This window comes from Pseudomonas sp. P5_A12 (genome assembly GCF_056400685.1).
Map to the genome: position 1 here is coordinate 1 of NZ_JBFUKU010000538.1, position 1,774 is coordinate 1,774.

General features: G+C 60.9%; 1 pseudogene. It reads left to right on the forward strand.

Features of this window, described 5'->3' with window-relative positions:
• A pseudogene (locus AC1DSG_RS30870) lies at positions 1–1,774 on the forward strand (peroxidase family protein); the annotation flags it as partial.

The window sequence follows — 1,774 nt, forward strand, 5'->3', positions numbered from 1 at the left end:
GTGCTGACCAACATCAGCCTGATCAACGGCCTGGCGGGTCTGCTGCCAGCCGGAGCGACGTTCTTCGACGGCGGCAACATCATCCTCGGTGGTAGCGGCAGCGACCTGATCGAAGGTCGTGGTGGTGACGACATCATCGATGGCGACAAGTGGCTGAACGTACGCATTAGCGTAAGGGCGAATATTGATGGCACAGGTCCGGAAATCGCCTCGTTCGACAGCATGGAACCGATGGTGCCACTGATGCTGAACGGTACTTACAATCCTGGCCAGTTGGTCATCGTGCGGGAGATTCTGACCGGCACTGACAACTTCGACACTGCGGTGTACTCCGGTCTTTCGTCGGAATACAGCGTCTCTGTCGAGGGCAACTCCGTCATCGTGACCGATCTGGTGGCAGGGCGTGATGGCGTCGATCGGTTGACTGGCATCGAGCGTCTGCAGTTCTCTGACGTTTCGCAGTCGTCCGGCGTAGGCACCGCCGTAAACATCGACCCATCGGGTCGTCTGGCGATCCTTGATGCGGAAACCGGTGCGCGTGAGAATGCGCCGGTCGCCGGCCAGTTGCTGCGCGTCAGTGATCAGTCGGTACGCGACGCGGACAACGTAAGCCTGCTCAATCCCACCGGCGCGGTTAACGGTGGGGTGGCTTACTACTGGCAGGTCGAAACCATTGCCGGCTCGGGCGTCTATGAAGACATCACCTTTGTCGCCGCTGGCGAGGCATCGCGGGCGATGGGCACCACCTATCAGGTGGCGGACGATGTAGCGGGTCTGAGTATCCGCGTCCGGGCGGTGTATCAAGATGCCAAGGGCACGCTGGAATTCGTCGAGTCGTCGGCGAACAACGCACCGACCGCAGGGCCGACCGTCACCGGGCTTCTGGTGCAGAACCAGGTGTTGACCGCTGATACGTCGACCATCGTCGACATTGATGGCCTGAGCAATCCTCAGTTCACCTTCCAGTGGCAGGCGACCAACGGGGTTAACTTTGTCAACATTCCCGGAGCCACCGCTAGCACGTTCACGCTTGGCCAGGATCAGGTCGGCGATCAGGTGCGTGTGGTGGTCAGTTACGTGGATGACTTCGGCGTGGCCGAAAGCGTTACGTCCGACCCTTCGGCGCCGGTTGCCAACGTCAACGATGCACCAACAGGTGCGTTGCTGATCAGCGACACGACACCGAATCAAGGCCAGGTGCTGACCGCGCTGACTGCCGGGATTGTCGATGCGGATGGGCTGGGTGCATTCAGCTTCCAATGGCAGCAAGGTGCCGGCGCTACTTTCACCAACATCAATGGTGCGACCGCTGCGACCTTCACTCCTGGTGTGGCGCAGATCAATCAGCAACTGCGGGTGATCGTGCGGTATACCGATGGCTTCGGTGCGCTGGAGTCGGTGACCTCTGCGGCAACGGCGGCGGTATTGATAGTGGGTGCGGTGCAAACGGGAGACGCCCTGGCGAACACCCTTACCGGTACTGCGGGTAGCGATGTGCTTCTTGGCCTGGGCGGGAACGATACGCTCATTGGCCTGGGTGGTGTCGACCAGTTGGTTGGCGGCACTGGCGACGATTCTCTCAGCGGCGGGGACGGCAACGACTTCCTGTTTGGTGAGGACGGCAACGACACCCTCATCGGTGGGCTCGGAGCGGATGTCATGAACGGCGGCGCCGGGAATGACGTCTTCGAGGTGACGGATGCCGGCGATGTGGTGATCGAGGGCATCGGAGGCGGTGTTGACAGCGTCTCGACATCCTTGAACAGTTTCACCT